The organism is Streptomyces polygonati, assembly GCF_042650325.1.
Classification (GTDB): domain Bacteria; phylum Actinomycetota; class Actinomycetes; order Streptomycetales; family Streptomycetaceae; genus Actinacidiphila; species Actinacidiphila polygonati.
Genome location: NZ_JBHSBB010000014.1, coordinates 756,605 through 777,698 on the forward strand (window position 1 = coordinate 756,605; position 21,094 = coordinate 777,698).

Genomic DNA, 21,094 nt, shown 5'->3' on the forward strand with positions numbered 1-21,094 from the left:
GCCCATAAAGCTTCCGCCCGGTGATCTGTGTCGCGGAGTCGGCCGCGGGGAGCCCCGGGGTCCATGAAGCCGCCGCCGGGGAGAACGGGCCTCGTGGCCGGCGGTCGTACGCTGGATCGCGGGGTGCCCTCGCCGCGATGTGCCACCTGCGTCCGACCCGCGCGGCTAAGTTGAGTGGCCCCGACTCACCTCTGTTGACAGAAGATCCCGGCTGATGCATTCTTGAGCCAGTTCCACTCAAGTGCTGTCAGCTGGAGGATTAACCATGGCACGTGCGGTCGGCATCGACCTGGGCACGACTAATTCCGTCGTCAGCGTTCTCGAAGGCGGCGAGCCCACCGTCATCACCAACGCAGAGGGCGCCAGGACCACGCCGTCCGTCGTCGCCTTCGCCAAGAACGGCGAGGTGCTCGTCGGCGAGGTCGCCAAGCGCCAGGCTGTCACCAACGTCGACAGGACGGTCCGCTCCGTCAAGCGCCACATGGGCACCGACTGGCGGATCAATCTCGACGGCAAGGACTTCAACCCGCAGCAGATGAGCGCCTTCATCCTGCAGAAGCTGAAGCGGGACGCCGAGTCGTATCTCGGGGAGAAGGTCACCGACGCGGTGATCACCGTCCCCGCGTACTTCAACGACTCCGAGCGCCAGGCCACCAAGGAGGCCGGCGAGATCGCCGGTCTGAACGTCCTGCGGATCGTCAACGAGCCGACCGCCGCCGCGCTGGCGTACGGCCTGGACAAGGACGACCAGACGATCCTGGTCTTCGACCTCGGCGGCGGCACCTTCGACGTGTCGCTGCTGGAGATCGGTGACGGCGTGGTCGAGGTCAAGGCCACCAATGGTGACAACCACCTCGGTGGTGACGACTGGGACCAGCGGGTGGTGGACTACCTGGTCAAGCAGTTCCAGTCCGGCCACGGCGTGGACCTGGGCCGCGACAAGATGGCCCTCCAGCGCCTGCGTGAGGCCGCGGAGAAGGCCAAGATCGAGCTGTCCTCGTCCACCGAGACCTCGATCAACCTGCCGTACATCACCGCCTCCTCCGAGGGCCCGCTGCACCTGGACGAGAAGCTCACCCGCGCCCAGTTCCAGCAGCTGACCTCGGACCTGCTGGAGCGCTGCAAGACCCCGTTCCACAACGTCATCAAGGACGCCGGCATCCAGCTGTCCGAGATCGACCACGTGGTCCTGGTCGGCGGCTCCACCCGGATGCCCGCGGTCGCCGAGCTGGTGCGCGAGCTGACCGGCGGCAAGGACGCCAACAAGGGCGTGAACCCGGACGAGGTCGTCGCCATCGGCGCGTCCCTGCAGGCCGGTGTGCTCAAGGGCGAGGTCAAGGACGTCCTGCTGCTCGACGTCACCCCGCTGTCCCTCGGTATCGAGACCAAGGGCGGCATCATGACCAAGCTGATCGAGCGCAACACCACGATCCCGACCAAGCGCTCCGAGATCTTCACCACGGCCGAGGACAACCAGCCGTCGGTGCAGATCCAGGTCTACCAGGGCGAGCGCGAGATCGCCGCGTACAACAAGAAGCTCGGTATGTTCGAGCTGACCGGCCTGCCGCCGGCCCCGCGCGGGATGCCCCAGATCGAGGTCACCTTCGACATCGACGCCAACGGCATCATGCACGTGGGCGCGAAGGACCTGGGCACCGGCAAGGAGCAGCGGATGACCGTCACGGGCGGCTCCTCGCTGCCCAAGGACGAGGTCGACCGGATGCGCCAGGAGGCCGAGCAGTACGCGGACGAGGACCACAAGCGCCGCGAGGCCGCCGAGACCCGCAACCAGGGCGAGCAGCTCGTCTACCAGACCGAGAAGTTCATCGCGGACAACAAGGAGAAGCTCCCCGAGGACGTCAAGTCCGAGGTCGAGACCGCGATCGCGGACCTCAAGGAGAAGCTGAAGAACGAGTCGGCGGAGGACGGCAACACCGCGTCGATCCGCGAGGCCACCGAGCGGGTCGCGGCCGTCAGCCAGAAGCTGGGCCAGGCCCTGTACGCCAACGCGGGCGCCGAGGGCGCCGGCGCGGCCGCGGGCGGCCCCAACGGCGGCCCGGCCGGTGAGCAGGCCCCGGCGGACGACGACGTGGTGGACGCCGAGATCGTCGACGACGAGAACGGCAACAAGAGGGACGGTGCCGCGTGACGGAGGAGCCGAAGGGCTTCGAGGAGCCCGACGTCCCCACCTCCGAGGCCACCGAGAAGGCCGCAGCCGCCAAGGACGCCGGGACCGCCGAGGAGGGTGGCCCGGCGGCCCCGGGCGGGGACGCTAAGGAACTGACGGCGCTGCGGGCGCAGCTGGACCAGGTACGCACCGCGCTCACCGAGCGCACCGCGGACCTGCAGCGCCTCCAGGCCGAGTACCAGAACTACCGCCGGCGGGTGGAGCGCGACCGGGTCGCCGTCAAGGAGGTCGCGGTCGCCAGCCTGCTGACCGAACTGCTCCCGGTGCTCGACGACATCGGCCGGGCGCGGGAGCACGGCGAGCTGGTGGGCGGCTTCAAGTCGGTCGCCGAGTCACTGGAGACGGTCGCCGCCAAGCTGGGGCTGCAGCAGTTCGGCAAGGAGGGCGAGCCCTTCGACCCGCTGGTGCACGAGGCGCTGATGCACAGTTACTCGCCGGATGTCACGCAGACCACATGCGTGCAGATCCTCCAGCCGGGGTACCGCCTCGGGGAGCGCAATCTGCGGCCCGCCAGGGTCGCGGTCGCCGAACCGCAGCCGGGTGCCCCCGGCAAGGAGGAGTCCGGCGGCGCCGAGCTGGGCAAGAGCAAGGACGACGCCGACGACGCCTACGGCGAGGAGACCGGTGGCCCCGACGAGGGGTGACCGGGCGGCGGCGGTGCGGGACCGAGCGGTGATGGACCGGGCCGCGGCCGTGATGGACGGAGAGGAGGGACGTCGGGGATGAGCATCAGTAGGGACCTGTTGGAGAAGGACCTGTACAAGGTCCTCGGCGTCCCCAAGGACGCCACCGAAGCGGAGATCAAGAAGGCGTACCGGAAGCTCGCCCGCGAGTTCCACCCGGACGCCAACAAGGGCGACGCGAAGGCCGAGGAGCGCTTCAAGGAGATCTCCGAGGCCAACGACGTGCTGTCCGACACCAAGCGGCGCAAGGAGTACGACGAGGGCCGCGCGCTGTTCGGCAACGGCGGATTCCGCCCGGGGCCGGGAGCCGGCGGCAACGGCGGCTTCAACTTCGACCTGGGAGACCTCTTCGGAGGCGGCCCCCAGGCCCCCGGCGGCGGCACGGGCACCGGTCAGGGCGGCGGCTTCGGCGGCGGCCTGGGCGATGTGTTCGGCGGCCTGTTCAACCGGGGCGGCACCACCCGGGTGCAGCCTCGCCGCGGCCAGGACATCGAGTCCGAGGTCACGCTGAGCTTCAACGAGGCGGTGGACGGGGCCACGGTCCCGCTGCGGATGTCCTCGCAGGCGCCCTGCAAGGCGTGTTCGGGCACCGGCGACAAGAACGGCACGCCGCGGGTGTGCCCGACCTGTGTCGGCACCGGGCAGGTCTCGCGCGGCGGTGGTGGCGGCTTCTCGCTCACCGACCCGTGCGTGGACTGCAAGGGCCGCGGCCTCATCGCGGAGAATCCCTGCGAGGTCTGCCACGGCAGCGGCCGGGCGAAGAGCTCGCGCACCATGCAGGTCCGGATCCCCGCCGGTGTCACCGACGGGCAGCGGATCAGGCTGCGTGCCAAGGGCGCCCCCGGCGAGCGCGGCGGTCCGGCCGGCGATCTGTACGTGGTCGTGCACGTGGGGAAGCACCCGGTGTTCGGCCGCAAGGAGGCCAACCTCACGGTCACCGTGCCGGTCAGTTTCGTCGAGGCGGCCCTCGGCGGGGAGATCAAGGTGCCCACCCTCGGCGGGCCCGCGGTCACCCTCAAGCTGCCCCCGGGCACCCCCAACGGCCGTACGCTGCGCGCCCGCGGCAAGGGCGCGGTGCGCAAGGACGGCTCCCGGGGCGATCTGCTCGTCACCGTCGAGGTGGCGGTGCCGGACAAGACCGAGGGCAAGGCCCTCGACGCGCTGGAGTCCTATCGGGATGCCACCGCGGACGCCGATCCGCGGGCGGAGCTTTTCAAGGCCGCTAAGGGAGCGTGAAGCGATGACGGTCGACGGAGGCGGGGTCCGCGGACCCCGCGGAATGGGCCGTAACCCCTATCAGCTGACCGAGGAGTCCCCGGTCTACGTCATCTCGGTGGCGGCCGAACTGTCCGGGCTCCACCCCCAGACCCTGCGGCAGTACGACCGCCTGGGTCTGGTCTGCCCGGACCGTACGGCCGGCCGGGGCCGTCGCTACTCGGCCCGCGACATCGAGCAGCTCCGCGAGGTGCAGCGCCTGTCGCAGGACGAGGGCATCAATCTGGCCGGGATCAAGCGGATCATCGAGCTGGAGAATCAGGTCGCCGCGCTCCAGGCCCGGGTCGCCGAGCTCACCGCCGCCGTCGAGGGCGCCGCCGCCGTCATCCAGCAGCGGGAGGCGGCGGTGCACGCCTCCTACCGCCGGGACCTGGTCCCGTACCAGGACGTCCAGCACACCAGCGCGCTGGTGGTGTGGCGGCCCATCAAGCGGTCGAGCGAGTAGCCGGTAGCCGCCGCGAGCCCCCGGGCCGGCCCCGCGGGCCTGTCGAGGCCGGGCGTCAGGCGTTGCCCATCGCCCGGGTGAGGGCGATCTCGATGACGATCCGCTCCGGGTTGGGCGCGGGGACACGGCCGTAGCGCTCGGCGTAGCGGCCGACCGCGTCGGCGATCCGCGCCGGGTCCGCCGAGACGGTGGCGAGGCCTTCGAGGGTGGCCCACCTGCCGCGTTCGACCTGGCAGACCGCGACCGGCGCCCCGGTGGGGCCGGCGGCGCGGACATGGGCGGCCTTGGCGCTGCCGCGGCCGGTGATGACCCGGGCCAGCCCGGCCGCCGGGTCGTAGGTGACGCCGACCGGGACGACATGCGGGGTGCCGTCCCGGCGCGGGGTGGTCAAGGTGCACAGGTGGTACTCGCGCCAGAAGGCGAGATAGCCGGGGTCGGGCGAGCGGGGGTCGAGAAGGGCCATGCGGGCGACGGTAGCCGCGGGACCTCTCCCGTCACTCCAGCCGCACCGGCAGCTTCGACACGCTGTTGCCGATGAATCCCGCCAGGGGTGGCAGCGACGCGTCCGGGACCGCCAGGCGCAGCCCCGGATAGGCCGCGTACAGCTCGCGCAGCGTGATCACCGCCTCCAGCCGGGCCAGCGGCGCGCCCAGGCAGTAGTGGGCGCCGTGCCCGAAGGCCAGGTGCCGGGTGGCGGGCCGGGTGATGTCGAACCGGTCGGCGTCCGGGCCGTATTCGCGCGGGTCGCGCCCGGCGGCGACATACCCGGCGAGCACCGGGGTGCCGCGCGGCACGGTGACCCCGCCCACCTCGATGTCGGTGGTCGGATAGCGGAAGGGGAAGTTGGCCACCGGGCTGTCCCAGCGCAGCGTCTCCTCGACCACCGCGTCCCAGGACGCCTCCCCGGCCAGGACCAGGGCGAGCTGCTCGGGGTGGCCGCACAGGGCCCGGACCGCGTTGGTGATCAGATTGAGCGTGGTCTCGTGGCCGGCCACGATCATCAGCAGCAGGGTGCCGATGAGTTCCTCGTCGCTCAGGCGCTCCGCGCCGCCGTCCAGGTCGTCGTCGCGGGCCGCGATCAGCGCGCTGGTGAGGTCCTCGCCGGGCGCGGCGCGGCGGTCGGCGACGACCTGCCCGAGGACCGCGTGGATACCGGCCTGCGCGGCCATCGCCTCGGCGGCGCCGCTGGAGGTGCTGACCATGGTGTGGGTGAGCTGGTGCAGTCCGTCGCGGTGGCGGACGTCCACGCCGAGCAGCTCGCAGATCACGCCCATGGGCAGCGGGTAGGCGAAGTGCCGGCGCAGGTCCACCACGCCGTCGGCGTCCCGGTGGCCGGGCAGCGCGGCCAGCAGGACGCCGGTGAGCTCCTCGATCCAGGGGCGCATCGCGGCGACCCGGCGCGGGGTGAACGCCTTGGTGGCCAGTCCCCGCAGCCGCCGGTGGTCGTCGCCGTCGGCCGTCGTCATGCCGTTGACCAGGGCGAAGGCGTTGAGCTGCCAGGCGGCGGGAATCTCGCCGCGCTGGTAGGCGGCGAAGTGCCGGGCGTTCTTGGCGACCTTGGGATCGGCCAGGAAGTCGCGCAGCTCCTTGTGCCGGGAGACGATCATCCCGGGTACGCCGCCGGGCAGCAGCACCGGGCAGGCGGCCCCCGCCTCGCGCAGTGCGTCGCCGTCCGCGTGGACGGCGGCACCGGACGGGTCCATGGGGTGCGCAGCGGTCATGGGAATCCTCACGAGCGGTTTCATGAGCGGGTCACGAGCGGGGAGGACGTACGGGAGGGTACGGGCGCCCGCAGGTATGGGCGTACGGGGCCGCGGGGCGAGCCTGCGGGCCGGCCTGCGGGGCGACGTACGGAATACGGCTGCGGAGGTGCGAGACGCGACGCGAAGCGGGGTCGTGCGGAAGCGTGTGTGAGCAACTCCGTTGATCTCCAATGGAGTTGTGGCCGCATTCTTGCATCGTCGCTGCGCGTTCTTCAACGATCACACAAAATCCGGCACAGTCGACCGCCACCGCGAGCGGCCCCCGGCGGCAGGCCGCGCCCGGCCCCCCGCGACCACCGGTGGCCGCGGGGGCCGACTTCCCTCGCTGCTTCCCGGCCCGCACCCCCGACTTCCCGCCAACTTCCCCCGAAACTGCCTTGAGTGGCATAGACTCAACTTACTGCATGTTGCTACAGGCAGGTTCACCGTACGAGGAGGATGCCACCCCCGTGGACGCCGAGCTGACCAACAAGAGCCGGGAAGCGCTGAACGCCGCCAATACCCGGGCCGTCGCCGAGGGAAACCCGGACCTGACGCCCGCGCATCTGCTGCTCGCCCTGTTGAGCGGCGCGGAGAACGAGAACATCCTCGACCTGCTGACGGCCGTGGGCGCCGACCCGGCGGCCCTGCGCACCGGCGCCGAGCGCCTGGTGGCGGCGCTGCCCAAGGTGCAGGGCTCCACCGTCGCCCCGCCGCAGGCCAACCGCGACCTGCTGGCGGTCATCGCCGACGCCTCGCAGCGCGCCAAGGAGCTCGGTGACGCGTACCTTTCGACCGAGCACCTGCTGATCGGGATCGCCGTCAAGGGCGGCCCGTCCGGGGAGCTGCTGGCCGCACAGGGCGCGAAGGCCAAGGCGCTGCTGTCGGCCTTCGAGACGGCCAGGGGAGGGCAGCGCGTGACCAGCGAGGATCCCGAAGGCACCTACAAGGCGCTGGAGAAGTACGGCACGGACTTCACGGCCGCGGCCCGCGAGGGCAAGCTCGACCCGGTGATCGGCCGCGACCAGGAGATCCGCCGGGTCGTCCAGGTGCTGTCGCGCCGCACCAAGAACAACCCGGTGCTGATCGGCGAGCCCGGCGTCGGCAAGACCGCCGTGGTGGAGGGCCTGGCCCAGCGGATCGTCAAGGGCGATGTGCCCGAGAGCCTGCGCAACAAGCGGCTGGTCTCGCTCGACCTCGGCGCGATGGTGGCCGGCGCGAAGTACCGCGGCGAGTTCGAGGAGCGGCTGAAGGCCGTACTCGCCGAGATCAAGGACAGCGGCGGGCAGATCATCACCTTCATCGACGAGCTGCACACCGTGGTCGGCGCGGGCGCCGGCGGCGATTCCGCGATGGACGCCGGCAACATGCTCAAGCCGATGCTGGCCCGCGGCGAGCTGCGGATGGTCGGCGCCACCACGCTGGACGAGTACCGCGAGCGGATCGAGAAGGACCCCGCGCTGGAGCGGCGCTTCCAGCAGGTGCTGGTCGCCGAGCCGAGCGTGGAGGACACGGTCGCGATCCTGCGCGGCCTCAAGGGGCGCTACGAGGCCCACCACAAGGTGCAGATCGCGGACTCGGCGCTGGTGGCCGCCGCCACCCTCTCCGACCGCTACATCACCGCCCGCTTCCTGCCCGACAAGGCCATCGACCTGGTGGACGAGGCCGCGTCCCGGCTCCGGATGGAGATCGACTCCTCGCCGGTCGAGATCGACGAGCTGCGGCGCGCGGTGGACCGGCTGCTGATGGAGGAGATGGCGCTCAAGAACGAGACCGACCCCGCCTCCGTCCAGCGGCTGGACAAGCTGCGCAAGGACCTCGCCGACCGCGAGGAGGAGCTGCGCGGCCTGACCGCCCGCTGGGAGAAGGAGAAGCAGGGCCTCAACCGGGTCGGTGAGCTCAAGGAACGCCTCGACGACATCGACACCCGGATCGAGCGCGCCCAGCGCGAAGGCGACTTCGAGTCCGCCTCCAAGCTGCTCTACGCCGAGAAGCCCAAACTGGAGGCCGAGCTGGAGGAGGCCACCCGCGAGGAGCAGGAGGCCAAGTCCCAGTCGTCCCAGGGCGCCTCGCCGAAGATGGTGAAGGAGGAGGTCGGCCCGGACGACGTGGCGGACGTGGTCGCCGCCTGGACGGGCATCCCGGCCGGCCGGCTGCTGGAGGGCGAGACGCAGAAGCTGCTGCGGATGGAGGAGGAGCTGGGCAAGCGGCTGATCGGCCAGAGCGAGGCCGTCCGCTCCGTGTCCGACGCGGTACGCCGCTCCCGCTCCGGCATCGCCGACCCGGACCGGCCCACCGGCTCCTTCCTCTTCCTCGGCCCGACCGGCGTCGGCAAGACCGAGCTGGCCAAGGCGCTGGCCGACTTCCTCTTCGACGACGAGCGGGCGATGGTCCGCATCGACATGAGCGAGTACGGCGAGAAGCACTCGGTCGCCCGGCTGGTCGGCGCCCCGCCCGGATACATCGGCTACGAGGAGGGCGGCCAGCTCACCGAGGCCGTACGGCGCCGCCCGTACAGCGCGGTGCTGCTGGACGAGGTGGAGAAGGCCCACCCGGAGGTCTTCGACATCCTCCTCCAGGTGCTGGACGACGGCCGCCTCACCGACGGCCAGGGCCGTACGGTCGACTTCCGCAACGTCATCCTGATCCTGACCTCCAACCTGGGCAGCCAGTACCTGGTGGACCTGACCCTCGGCGAGGAGCAGAAGAAGCAGAGCGTGCTGGAGACGGTGCGGGCCTCCTTCAAGCCGGAGTTCCTCAACCGGCTGGACGACATCGTGGTCTTCTCGGCGCTCAACAAGGACGAGTTGCGCCGGATCGCCCGGCTCCAGACCGACCGGCTGGCCGCCCGGCTCCGCGACCGCCGCCTGACCCTGGAGATCACCGACCCGGCGCTGGACTGGCTCGCCGCGGAGGGCAACGACCCCGCGTACGGCGCCCGTCCGCTGCGCCGGCTGATCCAGACCGCGATCGGCGACCCGCTGGCCCGCGCCATCCTGTCCGGCGAGATCCTCGACGGCCAGACCGTCCGGGTCGACCGGGCGCTGGACGGCCTGATCGTGGGGGCGGCGACCGGGCCGGATCTCACCAAGTAGCGGGGCCGGACGCCGCCGGACGCCGCCGGGCGGCGGTCCCCGGCGGCGTTCCGCCACCCGGCCATGTGCCGGACCCCCGTCGATATGCCGAGCGCCTACCGGCGGGGGTTGCCACGTGCGGGGTCGCATGGGGGAGGATGGAACGGAAACGTCACGAAGGGACTTCACGGTGAGCATCGATCCGTCCTCGATTCCTGATTTCGGGGGCCAGCCGGACCCCGAGCCCAGCGGAGCCGCCCCCAGCGTGCTCATTCCGGACCAGGAGCTGGTGAAGCAGCTGCTGGATCAGATGGAGCTGAAGTACCTCGTCGATGAGGAGGGCGATCTCGCCGCTCCCTGGGAGGAGTTCCGCACCTACTTCATGTTCCGCGGCGAGGGGGACCAGGCGGTCTTCGCCGTCCGGACCTTCTACGAGCACCCGTACAGCGTCGACGACAAGCCGCATCTGTACGAGGTGATCGACGACTGGAACCGCCGCACCCTGTGGCCGAAGGTCTACACGCACACCCACGACGACGGCAGTGTCCGCCTGATCGGCGAGGCGCAGACCGTGATCGGCATGGGCGTCAGCCTGGAGCACTTCGTGTCCAGCACGGTGAGCTGGGTGCGGGCGTCGATCGAGTTCGACAAGTGGGTCGGCGAGACGCTGGGCCTGGAGAAGGACGCGGACAGCGGCATCCAGGGCGACGGCGACGGTGAGACCGACTCCTGAGGCGTAGCCGAGGGCCGCGCTGCCGGGGCCGCGCCGCTGGGCCGCTAGGCCGCGCGGCCCGGGCGCGCTCCCGGGTGGTCTTCCTACAGCGGCACGGTGACCACGGTCAGCACATAGGCCCCGTAGCCGAGCGAGATCCCGGCCAGCGTGACCACCGCCACGGCGGCGGCGCGCGGCCGGGCTCTGACCAGCGCCGTCGCGAGGGGCACCAGCAGCGGGAAGGCCGGCAGCAGGAAGCGCGGCTTGCAGGAGAAGAAGTTGGCGCCGCCGAGCGCGATCACCACCAGGACCGCCGAGTAGACCAGCAGCGGCAGCGGCATCCGGTCCAGCAGCGCCAGCACCAGCAGCGCGAGCGCCGCCGCGCACAGCGCGGCCGACAGGTAGGCGGTCAGCGAGGCCGGGTCGAGCACCAGCTGCTTGAGGTAGTGCGCCGCGTAGACCCCGAAGTCGTACTGCGAACCCCAGCGGCGCTGCACCGCGAAGTAGCCCGTCGCGATGTCCCGCGGCCCGCCGCCGGTCTGCCGGCCGACCCAGCCGACATAGCCCAGCCAGCCCAGCGGGGCGAGCACCGCCGCCACCCAGGCCCGCGGCTGCTGCGGCAGCCCGGTACGCCGGCGGCGCCAGGCGTCGGCGAGCACGGTCACGGTGACGGCCGCCGCGACCGCGGCGGCGTTCGGCCGGCAGAGCCCGGCGAGCACACTGAGCAGCCCGGCGGTCAGCCAGCGCCGGGTGATCGTGGCGTACAGCGCCCAGGCGGCCAGTGCGCACATCATCGGTTCGGTGTACGCCATCGTCAGGACGACGGCGTGCGGCAGCAGCCCCCACACCAGCACCAGGGCGGTGGCGACCCGGCGGCCGTAGCAGTGGTCGACGACCGCGAAGACCCCCCAGGCCGCCAGGCCCGCCGACAGCCACGCCACCAGCAGCGCGGAGGTCACCGAGCCGACCGGGAGCACGGTGTCCACCGCCCGCACCGTCATCGGGTAGAGCGGGAAGAAGGCCAGGTCGCTGTAGCGCAGGCCGGGCGTCTCCCAGCCCGGGATGAAGGTGCCGTAGCCCCAGTCCGCGATCCGGTGGTACCACAGGCCGTCCCAGTCCAGGCCCAGCGCGTCACGCGGGTGCGTGCCGCGCCGGTGCGCCCACAGGGTGACCACGATCAGCCCGGCCACCCGGGCCACCGCGAAGACGAGCAGCGCCCGCCACGCCGCCCGCCAGGCCGCCGCGACCCGCTGGCCAGCGCCCCGCGTCCGGTCCGCGAACCGCTCCCGCCGTCGCCTCCGGCCCGGCCCGGGGGCCGCCGAGGTCCCCGGCACCGGTCCCGAAACGGGCTCGGAGACCGATCCGGCGGTGGACAAACGCGGGCTCCTCAAAGGGTGGGTGGGGGCGTCGGGCAGTGGTGCTGGCGGCTCGGCCGGCCGGGGGTCATACGGGTAGGTATGCCTTGCGGACCGACAAACCGACTATCGGTCACGCGCTCGGTCCGCATCCCGAAGACACGCCTGCGGGCCGGGATTTCCCCGCCGGGGTCGCCCGGAAGGGCGGCGGGGCCCCCGGGCGGGGACGGTCGCCGGGGTGCAACGCCCCCTGGCAGGCGGACGGCGGGCCGCGGACCGGAGAGCGCAGACCGCCGGTCCGCCGAATGCGCCGCGCCCCTGATCTCACCCGGACGGGTGAATTGCTCCGCACGGTCCGGGCTGACCTGTCCCTCGCGGGCAAGGATGTCGCCCGCAGCGGCCCACCGGGCGAAGTCATCTCCCCGGAAGTATTCTTTTGACGTTGTCGCTCCTGGACGTGACGGAAAGGGAGTACGTCCTTCTGTTTCGACCGGTCACGTATCCGAGCCCTTTGGCGCGAGCCATTTCCCGCCGGCCCAATAGCGTCCGCCCATACTTTCCGGCGTACCGGCGTGATGTCCCGCTCGCCCGCTCGTTCTCCGTCGAAAGACCGATCAATTCATCGACAAACCCCGGAAAGGGGTGCCCATGTTCGCTGCGCGGAAGACATCAGCCCGTTCTCACCACCGAGGGATGTGGACGGCGGCCGCGGCCACCGTGCTCACGGTGACCGCCGTGGCGGTACCCGCGACCACCGCCTCCGCAGCGCCCTCACCCTCCTCGGCCAAACCCACCGTGGTGCTCGTGCACGGCGCGTGGGCCGACGGATCCAGCTGGAACAGCGTGATCACCGACCTGGAGAACGAGGGCTATCCCGTCGTCGCCCCGCCGGACCCGCTGCGCGGGGTGAGCAGCGACGCCGCCAATCTGGCCGACTTCCTCAAGACGATCAAGGGCCCGATCGTGCTGGCCGGCCACTCCTACGCCGGCATGGTCATCACCAACGCGGCCCTGGGCAACCGGAACGTCAAAGCACTCGTCTACGCGGACGCCTACATCCCCGACCAGGGTCAGAGCGTCACCAGTCTCACCGCGGCGAAGCCGGGATCCGCGCTCGCCGTCGCCGACCCCACCACCGTCTTCAACGAGGTCCCCTTCCCCGGCGCCCCCGCGGGAGTCGCCGACCTCTACCTCAAGCCGCGGCTGGTGCGAACGGCGTTCGCCCCGGACGTGTCCGCCGTCCGGCAGAACCAGCTCATCGCCACCCAGCGCCCGGTGGCGGCGTCCGCGCTGATGGAGAAGTCCGGCGTGCCCGCCTGGAAGACGATTCCCTCCTGGGCGCTGATCGGCCGCCAGGACAAGCTCATCCCGCCGGCCGAACAGCAGGTGATGGCGAAGCACGCCGGCTCGCACGTGCGGCTGATCAATTCCTCGCACGTCTCGCCGGTCTCCCACCCCCAGGCGGTCGCGTCGCTGATCAACACCGCGGCGCAGGCCACTCGCTGACGGCCCATCCGGGCACGCGCCCGCGGCGGCCGGCACCCACGAGTTCCGGAACGGGAAGGGCACCGGCGAACTCCCGGGTGCCGGCGCCGCCGCCGGCACGGTGAACCTCGCGAACGAGCGGTTGGACCCGCGAACAGCGGGGCTGATCACGATGAACGACGATGGACCACGATGGACGATGACGGGCGATGACGGACGATGACGACGCCGGAAATGAAGGACGCGTGGCCCCGGCTGAATGACGAGCAATGGTCGCGCATGGTGTCCTACGGGGCGGAGAAAGAGACCACCCGTACCGGTGACATGTTGTTCCACGCCGGCGAGACGGGATGCCCGATGATCCTTGTCGAGTCGGGCGGCGTCGAAATTCTCCGGACCGCCGGACCGCAGCAGGAGGAAGTGGTGGTCGCCAGCCACAGCGAACATCAATTCAGCGGGGAATTGAATTTGCTCACCGGCCAGTCGACCTACCTGAGTGCCCGGGTCTCCGAGCCGGGCGCGGTCCTCCGGGTCCATCCCGCGTCGTTCCGGCGGCTGATGGACGAGGACCCCGAACTGTCCGACATCGTGCTGCGCGCCCTGCTCGCCCGCCGGGAAGGACTGCGGGTGAACGCGGGAGCGGGCACCCTGGTCATCGTCGGCCGCGACATGTCGGCCGGAGCCATGGCCCTTCGCACCTACGCGGTCCGCCAGCGCCAGCCGCACACCTGGGTCGCGGCGGGCACGTCGGCCGGCGAGGCCCTGATCAAGGCCGCGGGCGCCGAAGCGGACGAACTCCCGGTGGTGATCACCCCCACCGGCGTGCTGCGCCGGGCGACACCCGCCGAGCTGGGCGAACACCTCGGCATGTCCTACCGGCCGGTGGCCGGCCAGACCCTGGACCTCGTGGTCGTCGGCGGCGGCCCGGCCGGACTCGCCGCGGCCGTCTACGGAGCCTCGGAGGGCCTGCAGACACTGGTCCTCGACTCCGTCGCCACGGGCGGCCAGGCCGCGGCCAGCTCCCGGATCGAGAACTACTTCGGCTTCACCTCGGGCATCAGCGGCGCCGACCTCACCGGCCGCGCGGTCGTCCAGGCGCAGAAGTTCGGCGCCCGGATCGCGAGCCCCTGCGAGGTTGCCCGGTTGGACGAGGACGGAGACGGGGACCTGCTGCGCCTGGTGCTGCGGGACGGCACCGAGATCCGCAGCCGGGCGGCGGTCATCGCCACCGGCGCGAGCTACCGGTCGCTGCCCCTGCCGCGCTGGGACCACTTCCTGGGCGCCGGCGTCTATTACGCGGCCACCGAACTGGAGGCCAGGGCCTGCGGGCAGCGCGCGGTCGCGGTGGTCGGCGGCGCCAACTCGGCGGGCCAGGCGGCGCTCTATCTGGCCGGCCGGGGCAGCCCGGTCAACCTGATCCTCCGCGGCGCGGACCTCTTCGCCGGCATGTCCTCCTACCTGGCGGACCGCATCCAGACCCATCCCGCCGTCACCGTCCACACCTCCACCGAGGTGAGCGAGCTGCACGGCCGGGAGAGCCTCCATGGCCTGACCGTCCGCAGCGGGACCGGAGGCGACGTGGTCGAGACCGAGCTGGAGTGCTGGGGCCTGTTCTGCTTCATCGGCGCCACCCCGGCGAGCGACTGGCTGGAGGGCGTGGCGCTCGACGACCACGGCTTCATCCTCACCGACGTGCGGATCGACGACGCGACGCTCGCCCCGCGCTGGTCGGAGCTGGGCCGCCGCCCGCTGCCCTTCGAGACCAGTCTGCCGCGCGTCTTCGCGGCCGGCGATGTCCGGGCCGGATCCATGAAGCGCGTCGCCGCCGCCGTCGGCGAGGGAGCGAGCACCGTCCGCTCGGTGCACATGTCACTGGCGCCGGTGAGCGTATGACCGTACGGCGGCGGGGAGCCGTCCCGCCGGTTCCGCCCCCGCCGGTTCAGGCCAGTCTGCGGACCGCGTGCGCCGTCGGCGGGAGTACGTCGCCCGCGGCGCGGAAGCGGTGCAGCAGGGCATGGCCCTCCGCCCCTCGCAGGCGGCCGGTCAGCCGGGCCGGGAGTACCGCGGTGAGCAGCGATCCGGTGTTCTCGAAGCCTTCCACCAGCCAGGTGACCCACGGAAGTTGCAGATTGGCGACCGGACTGAAGAAGAGCGCGGGTCCGCTGCCGAACGTCAGGTCGTAGAGCCCGAAACGGCTCCAGTTGGAGAAGGTGATCCTGTGCCTGGCCGGATCGAAGCCCAGCGGCACACAGTCGCCGAGCCGGCTCTGCCCGATGCTCTCCAAGAACGCCAGATTGGCCCGCAGGTTGAGGTGCGACCCGGTGAAGTCCGCTACCGCTGCCCGTAGTCGCGCGGCCAGTTGCGCGGGGCCGCAGCCGGCCGGGGTCTCCAGGTGGATCTCTCCGAGGAGGTTGCCGAGCACGGCCTGCGGCAGGCCCAGCGGGCGCCGCACGTTCACCGGCACGGTCAGCCCTCCGGCACCTCCGGTCCCTCCGTCTCCGTCACCGTCCAGTTCCCGCACCGCGCACACTGTATGGGCGCACAGCACGTCGCTGTTCGAGAGCCGGCGGCCGGCCGCCGCGCTGTAGGCCTCGCGCATCCGCTCGGTCTCGGCGTCGCCGAAGTAGATCTGCACGGTCCGGTTGGCCCGGCCCGAGACCGCGACCTCACGGGCGAGGACGGCCGCCTCCTCCGGCCCCGGCACCCGGAATCCGGGTCGCCCGCAGTCCTCCGCCGGGAGCACCCGGTCCAGGTACGCGTCCCGGTCCGTGACCAGCTCCACCTCCGGAAGGGCGCGCCCCTCCACGGCCGCCGACCAGACCCGCATCAGCAGCACGAAACTCTGGACGTCGCCCACCGCGTGATGCCAGGAGATGCCCAGGACGGCGCCGCCGTCCGAGGCGTGGCTGATCCGTACCGTCAGCAGCGGAGCCTCCCCGGCCCGTGCCTTCGCCGCGTCGACATGGTCGACCAGCCCGGCGGTGGGCAGGGTGACCCGGCTCATCAGCTCGCCCAGGGTCGCGTCCACGTCGTGACTGTCCACCGGCACACCCGTACCGTCACAGACGATCTCCAGCCCGCCGCCGGCCACCCGCAGCCGCCCCGCGAACACCGGCACCCGGTCCAGCGCCACCGCCAGTCCCGCCGCAAGACGCTCCTCGTCCGGCGCCCGCGCGAAGAAGTGCCCGACCGACACCGTGAGACCGCCCAGCAGACTGTCCGTCAGCCCGCACCGCACCACCACGGGCGGCCCGGCAACCGACTCCGGCCGCACCGTACGGGACCCCCGCAACTTCGACCAGTCACCCACGACGCCACACTCCCCCGTCGGACCCCGCCGACCACCCCGAACGATAGGCCCGCCCGCCGCTACCCGGCCACCCACTTCGGACAGCGGCGCCGGGGAGCAGGGCGCCGCGGGGCGGAACGCCTGTCCCGCCGCCAGGCGCCGGGCAGGGCGAGGGCCTCGGCGACGGCGTGAGGAACTCCTTGGCGGCGGTCTCGCGAAACCGGACGAAGGCGGCTCGATCGGAGGACAATCGCGGCGCATGACCATCGACTATCGCAAGCCTTCGCGGATCGACTACCGCAAGAGCCCCCGGGAGACCGCCTCCGCCGTCAGCCTGGAGAAGATCGCCGACCACGCTCCCGGCCTGGTCGATCTGTACAAGACCGCCGCGGTCTCGCTGGTCAAGAACCAGGTCGGCGGCGAGCGTGCCGCCGTCTACCTCGTCCTGGACCGCTCCGGCAGCATGCGCCGCTACTACCGCGACGGCTCCGTGCAGCACCTGGCCGAACAGACTCTCGCGCTGGCCGCCAACCTCGATGACGACGGGGTGGTGCCGGTCGTCTTCTTCTCCACGGACATCGACGGAACCGCCGAGATCAGCCTCGACGCGTACCGTGACCGGATCAATCCCCTGCATGACTCCATGGGCCACATGGGACGTACCAACTACCACGTCGCCATGCAGGCCGTCATCGATCACTACGAGGCGTGCGGCGCCGACGACCCGGCCTTCGTCATCTTCCAGACCGACGGTTCCCCCTCTTCCCGGACCGCGGCCGAGCATGTCCTGTGCACGGCCGCCCGGCTGCCGATCTTCTGGCAGTTCGTCGGGTTCGGCGACGACGAGTTCCGCTTCCTGCACAAGCTCGACGATCTCCCGGTGCCGGGCCGCCGCGTGGTCGACAATGCGGGGTTCTTCGCCGCCGGGGGCTCACCCACGTCCATCTCCGACGCGGACCTCTACGACCAGCTGCTCCATGAGTTCCCGCAATGGCTGGCCGCCGCCCGCGCGGCTGGCATCGTCCGAACCTGAAAGCCGCCTCACAGGCGCCGGAGGCGTTCGGATGCCTCGGCGAGGACGGTTTTGCGTTTGCAGAAGGCAAAGCGGACCTGGGTGCGGCCGGCGCTGGGGTGGTCGTGGAAGACGGAGTTGGGGACGGCGACGACGCCGGCCTGGTGGGGGAGGGCGCGGCAGAAGGTGAGGGCGTCCAGGTCGGGGGCGAGGGCGGCGATGTCGGTGGTGATGAAGTACGTGCCCTGCGGGGCGTGGACCTGGAAGCCGGCGTCGCGCAGGCCGGCGGCGAGGAGGTCGCGTTTCTCGCGGAGGTCCTCGCGGAAGTCGTCGTAATAGGCCCCGGGCAGGGCGAGGGCCTCGGCGACGGCGTACTGGAAGGGGCCGGAGGCGACGTACGTCAGGAACTGCTTGGTGGTGCGGACCGCCGCGACCAGCTCCGCCGAACCGGTGACCCAGCCCACCTTCCAACCCGTGAACGAGAAGGTCTTCCCCGCTGAGGAGATGGAGACCGTGCGGTCGCTCATGCCGGGCAGGGAGATCAGCGGGATGTGTTCGCCGTCGAAGACCAGGTGTTCGTAGACCTCGTCGGTGACCACGAGGAGGTCCCGTTCCACGGCCAGTTCGGCGATCGCGGTCAGTTCGTCACGGGTGAGCACCATGCCGGTCGGGTTGTGGGGGGAGTTGAGGAGTAGCAGCCGGGTGCGGGGGGTGACGGCCGCCCGCAGGGCGTCGAGGTCGGGGCGGAAGTCGGGGGCGCGCAGGGTGAGCGGGACGCGCACTCCGCCGGCCATCGCGATGCTGGCGGCGTAGGAGTCGTAGAAGGGCTCGAAGGCGATGACCTCGTCGCCGGGTTCGAGCAGCGCGAGCATCGCCGCCGCGATCGCCTCGGTCGCGCCCGCGGTGACGAGCACCTCCGTGTCCGGGTCGAAGTCCAAGCCGTAGAAGCGCCGCTGGTGATCGACGATCGCCGTGCGCAGTTCCGGAACGCCCATGCCCGGCGGGTACTGGTTGCCGCGTCCGTCCCGCAGCGCTCGTACCGCCGCCTCCCGGATCGCCTCGGGCCCGTCCGTGTCCGGAAAGCCTTGCCCGAGGTTGATCGCGCCGGTCGCCACCGCCAGCGCCGACATCTCCGCGAAGATCGTCGTCCCCAGCCCGTCCAGCCTGCGGTTCAGCAGCGGCCTGCCGCTCATCTCTCCACCGTCCTCACCCAGGGAACCGATCCTCAGGGGACCATCCTGGCCGATGCGCGGCGGCATACCTATGCCGCCCTGTGCCGCGCGACGGCGCGGCCGCCGGTCGCACCGGCGCGCGATGATGCCCGTTTCAGCGCCATACCTGAACACCTGAGCCCTAAAGCGCCCCCAGGGATGGAAAGTGTGCACAGATAGGTAAAAACGCTGAAGAGGAACGGCGTTTCATGATTCCGTAGTTCCACGGACCCCACGTGGGCACGAGCCGACGCACCTTCCCGAGTCGGGGACAGGCGCGGTCGGCCCATCATCCACTGCGTGCTTGCGGAGCCGATTCATGCTCACCACCTTGCGTACCCCTTATACGGACACCCGCGCCGGAGATCTCGCCTGGTGTCTCGACAAAGAGCCGTTGCCCGCCCTCGCCGTGCTCGACATCGAGGTCGGCGACGACCTGGGGCTGCGCGCCAAGGTCGGCCTGCGGCTGCTCGGCGCGTCCCACCAGGTGCTGGTGGAGGCCGGTCGCGGGGCCTGCTCGGAAACAGTGGCCTGCATACCCGGCAGCCAGGCACCGCTGCCCTTCGGGGTGGCCAAGCGGGTCGGGCCGTGGGACTACGAGTTCGCGGCCCGGATCGAATCACTGTCGCGCGGCTCCTTCGCCGGCCGCGCCCAGGAGTTGCTGGCCCTGGTCGCCGACCATCCGCACGGACTGGCCGGCACCTTTCCCGGCGATCCGCACGCCTTCACCGCGATGCTCGTGCAGTGCGCGGACGGCGGCGTGCGCTGGCGGACCTGGCACGCGTATCCGCAGGAAGGGCGGCTGGTGACCACCAGGACCCGGGTCATCGTGCTGAATTGAGCGCCGGGCACACAACTCCGCCGCCCCGCGTCGACAACACGCGCGTGAATACCGTCAACCGCCGTCAATCGCACTCTTGTGGGTGACTTGTGACGCCACCGACCTGACTTAGCGTGCACTCATGATCGACCAGCAAGGCCGCACCCGGGCGCCAAGAACCGCCATGACGCTGCCCGTGCCGGCGGGGGCGGCCCGCGCGCTGGTCCTGGCCGCTGTCTTCGTCTGCGCGGCCTGCGGCCTGGTGTACGAACTCGAACTCGTCGCTCTCGCCTCCTATCTGGTGGGCGACTCGGTCACCCAGGCGTCGATCGTCCTGTCGGTGATGGTCTTCGCGATGGGCTGCGGTTCGCTGCTGGCCAAACGGCTGCGCGGCCACGCCGCCCTCGGTTTCGCCGCCGTCGAGGCGGCCCTGGCGCTGGTCGGCGGGCTGTCGGTGATGGCGCTCTACGCGGTCTTCGCCTGGTACGGGCACGCCAAACCGGCCATCATCGGCTGCTCGTTCGCGATCGGGGTGCTGATCGGGGCGGAGGTGCCGCTGCTGATGACCCTGGTGCAGCGGATCAGACAGCAGGACGCGGGCGGCGCGGTCGCCGATCTGTTCGCGGCGGACTACGTGGGCGCGCTGGTCGGCGGGCTCGCCTTCCCGTTCCTGCTGCTGCCGCACTTCGGCCAGTTGACCGGCGCGCTGGTCACCGGGGTGGTCAACGCGGTGGCCGGCGGGGCGACCGTGCTCTGGCTCTTCCGCGGCGACCTGTCGGCGCGCGCCCGGGGCTGGCTCGTCGTCGCCAACCTCACCGTGCTGGCGACGCTGGGCTGCGCCGCGCTGATGGCCGGGCCCTTCGAACGGGCCGCCCGGCAGGCGGTGTACGGCGGCGCCGTCCGGGTGGCAGAGCAGACCGCGGTGCAGGAGATCGTGCTGACCGGCACGCAGGACGCGTCGGCGTCGCTGCGGCTCTACCTCGACGGCCGCTTGCGGGTCTGCGGGGCGGAAGCGGCCCGCTACGACCGGGCGCTGGCGGTCCCCGCGATGGCCGGCGGCCCCCGGCGCCGGGTGCTGATCCTGGGCGGCGCGGACGGTCTCGCGCTGCGGGAGGCGCTCGACTTCCGCGGCGTACGGCAGGTGACGGTGGTGGACACCGACGCCGAACTGCTGCGGCTCGGCCGCGCCGACCCCGGACTGACCGCGCTCAACGGCGGCGCTTTCGGCGACCCCCGGGTCCGCGTCGCCACCGCCGACGTCTTCGACTGGCTGCGCGGGGCCGCCACCACAGGCCCGCGCTCCTACGACGTCATCCTCGCCGACCTCCCGGACGCCGGTGTCTCCGCAGGCGCCAAGCTCTACTCACAGGAGTTCTACGGCCTCGCGGGCCGCGCCCTCGCTCCCGGCGGGCGGCTGGCCGTGCACGCCGCCCGGTCCCTGTGGACGGTCGCCGCCACCCTGCGCGCGGCCGGTCTGGCCACCACCGCGTACCGCGTCCCCGCCCCCGCCTGCCCGGCTCCCCGCCGGCTCCGCCCGGCCCCCACCGCATGGCCCTTCCTGCTGGCGGCGCCTTCCCCGCCGCCGCTGCCGGCCTCCTTCCACCGTGCGGCCGAGGCCGCCGCGAAGTCCCGTCCCGCGACCTCGCCGCCGCCGTCGACACTGCTGCGTCCGCGGTGGTAGGCGGTGGGCCGGCCGGGCGGCGGGCGACCGGGGGAGAGGGCCCGCGGACCGGCCTCGCGGGCGGGGCGAGTGGGAAAAATGACGCGCCCCCACCCGTCACGACACCCCTGTCCTGGGTAGGC

At 71.7% G+C, this 21,094-nt stretch carries 16 protein-coding genes; 11 read left to right on the forward strand and 5 right to left on the reverse strand.

Translation table 11 applies throughout. The annotated features are described in order from the left end of the window. Positions 1–265 precede the first annotated feature (265 nt). From dnaK to ACFO3J_RS23855, 4 genes are all read left to right on the forward strand, one after another. A complete protein-coding gene (gene dnaK, locus ACFO3J_RS23840; protein ID WP_386432665.1) occupies positions 266–2,149 on the forward strand; it encodes a molecular chaperone DnaK in 1,884 nt (627 codons plus the stop codon). After that, entirely contained in the window at positions 2,146–2,832 is a 687-nt protein-coding gene (grpE, locus tag ACFO3J_RS23845; protein ID WP_386432668.1) for a nucleotide exchange factor GrpE, read from the forward strand. The genes dnaK and grpE overlap by 4 nt, the downstream gene beginning before the upstream one ends. A 78-nt stretch (positions 2,833–2,910) precedes the next feature. After that, the gene (dnaJ, locus tag ACFO3J_RS23850) at positions 2,911–4,107 is read left to right on the forward strand and encodes a molecular chaperone DnaJ (protein ID WP_386432671.1); all 1,197 of its coding nucleotides are present in this window, start codon (positions 2,911–2,913) and stop codon (positions 4,105–4,107) included. A 4-nt stretch (positions 4,108–4,111) separates the two neighbouring features. Continuing rightward, positions 4,112–4,591, forward strand: a complete 480-nt coding sequence (locus ACFO3J_RS23855; RefSeq protein ID WP_386432674.1) for a heat shock protein transcriptional repressor HspR — start codon at positions 4,112–4,114, stop codon at positions 4,589–4,591. A 55-nt stretch (positions 4,592–4,646) separates the two neighbouring features. Here ACFO3J_RS23855 and ACFO3J_RS23860 read toward each other — a convergent pair whose 3' ends face one another. Both ACFO3J_RS23860 and ACFO3J_RS23865 read right to left on the reverse strand, forming a co-directional pair. After that, positions 4,647–5,054 (reverse strand): pyridoxamine 5'-phosphate oxidase family protein, encoded by a 408-nt coding sequence (locus ACFO3J_RS23860; protein WP_386432676.1) that lies wholly within the window; start codon positions 5,052–5,054, stop codon positions 4,647–4,649. A 31-nt stretch (positions 5,055–5,085) separates the two neighbouring features. Continuing rightward, positions 5,086–6,312 carry a cytochrome P450 family protein gene (locus ACFO3J_RS23865; protein WP_386432679.1) on the reverse strand — a complete coding sequence of 409 codons (1,227 nt, stop codon included), beginning with the start codon at positions 6,310–6,312 and terminating at the stop codon, positions 5,086–5,088. 491 nt (positions 6,313–6,803) lie between these two features. Here ACFO3J_RS23865 and clpB point away from each other — a divergent pair, with 491 nt between their 5' ends. Both clpB and ACFO3J_RS23875 read left to right on the forward strand, forming a co-directional pair. Beyond that, on the forward strand, positions 6,804–9,428 hold the full coding sequence (clpB, locus tag ACFO3J_RS23870) for an ATP-dependent chaperone ClpB (protein WP_386433084.1): 2,625 nt from the start codon (positions 6,804–6,806) through the stop codon (positions 9,426–9,428). 169 nt (positions 9,429–9,597) lie between these two features. Further along, on the forward strand, positions 9,598–10,140 hold the full coding sequence (locus tag ACFO3J_RS23875; protein WP_386432682.1) for a YbjN domain-containing protein: 543 nt from the start codon (positions 9,598–9,600) through the stop codon (positions 10,138–10,140). A gap of 83 nt (positions 10,141–10,223) precedes the next feature. Here ACFO3J_RS23875 and ACFO3J_RS23880 read toward each other — a convergent pair whose 3' ends face one another. Further along, positions 10,224–11,495, reverse strand: coding sequence for a hypothetical protein (locus ACFO3J_RS23880; RefSeq protein WP_386432685.1), 1,272 nt, complete (start codon positions 11,493–11,495; stop codon positions 10,224–10,226). Positions 11,496–12,167: 672 nt separating this feature from the next. On the opposite strand from ACFO3J_RS23880, the gene ACFO3J_RS23885 reads away from it, so the two are divergent. Further along, positions 12,168–12,980, forward strand: coding sequence for an alpha/beta fold hydrolase (locus tag ACFO3J_RS23885; protein ID WP_386432688.1), 813 nt, complete (start codon positions 12,168–12,170; stop codon positions 12,978–12,980). 198 nt (positions 12,981–13,178) lie between these two features. Continuing rightward, positions 13,179–14,852 (forward strand): FAD-dependent oxidoreductase, encoded by a 1,674-nt coding sequence (locus tag ACFO3J_RS23890; protein WP_386432691.1) that lies wholly within the window; start codon positions 13,179–13,181, stop codon positions 14,850–14,852. A 46-nt stretch (positions 14,853–14,898) separates the two neighbouring features. Here ACFO3J_RS23890 and ACFO3J_RS23895 read toward each other — a convergent pair whose 3' ends face one another. Next, on the reverse strand, positions 14,899–16,269 hold the full coding sequence (locus ACFO3J_RS23895) for an acyltransferase (protein ID WP_386432694.1): 1,371 nt from the start codon (positions 16,267–16,269) through the stop codon (positions 14,899–14,901). 238 nt (positions 16,270–16,507) lie between these two features. On the opposite strand from ACFO3J_RS23895, the gene ACFO3J_RS23900 reads away from it, so the two are divergent. After that, positions 16,508–17,281, forward strand: coding sequence for a vWA domain-containing protein (locus tag ACFO3J_RS23900; RefSeq protein WP_386432697.1), 774 nt, complete (start codon positions 16,508–16,510; stop codon positions 17,279–17,281). 8 nt (positions 17,282–17,289) lie between these two features. On the opposite strand, the gene ACFO3J_RS23905 is transcribed toward ACFO3J_RS23900, so the two are convergent. Further along, positions 17,290–18,453 carry a pyridoxal phosphate-dependent aminotransferase gene (locus ACFO3J_RS23905; RefSeq protein WP_386432699.1) on the reverse strand — a complete coding sequence of 388 codons (1,164 nt, stop codon included), beginning with the start codon at positions 18,451–18,453 and terminating at the stop codon, positions 17,290–17,292. Between the two features lie 337 nt (positions 18,454–18,790). Between ACFO3J_RS23905 and ACFO3J_RS23910 the strand changes: the two genes are divergently transcribed. Both ACFO3J_RS23910 and ACFO3J_RS23915 read left to right on the forward strand, forming a co-directional pair. After that, the gene (locus ACFO3J_RS23910) at positions 18,791–19,312 is read left to right on the forward strand and encodes a DUF2617 family protein (protein WP_386432702.1); all 522 of its coding nucleotides are present in this window, start codon (positions 18,791–18,793) and stop codon (positions 19,310–19,312) included. A gap of 121 nt (positions 19,313–19,433) precedes the next feature. Next, positions 19,434–20,972, forward strand: coding sequence for a polyamine aminopropyltransferase (locus ACFO3J_RS23915; protein WP_386432704.1), 1,539 nt, complete (start codon positions 19,434–19,436; stop codon positions 20,970–20,972). Positions 20,973–21,094: the final 122 nt, after the last annotated feature.